The sequence below is a fragment of the Shewanella sp. AS1 genome (assembly GCF_021412565.1).
GTDB lineage: Bacteria > Pseudomonadota > Gammaproteobacteria > Enterobacterales > Shewanellaceae > Shewanella.
Genome location: NZ_JAKCLJ010000157.1, coordinates 1 through 258, shown reverse-complemented (window position 1 = coordinate 258; position 258 = coordinate 1). Strand labels below are relative to the sequence as shown.

General features: G+C 50.0%; 1 rRNA gene. It reads left to right on the top strand.

The features are described 5' to 3' along the window. Positions 1 to 258 (top strand): 23S ribosomal RNA (locus LZP69_RS16820); the annotation flags it as partial.

The following is a 258-nucleotide window of genomic DNA, read 5'->3' as shown; positions in this document are numbered from 1 at the left end:
CCTCCAAGGCTAAATACTCCTGACTGACCGATAGTGAACCAGTACCGTGAGGGAAAGGCGAAAAGAACCCCTGTGAGGGGAGTGAAATAGAACCTGAAACCGTATACGTACAAGCAGTGGGAGCGGTTCTAGAGACCGTGACTGCGTACCTTTTGTATAATGGGTCAGCGACTTACATTTTGTAGCGAGGTTAAGCGAATAGCGGAGCCGTAGGGAAACCGAGTGTTAACTGCGCGTATAGTTGCAAGGTGTAGACCC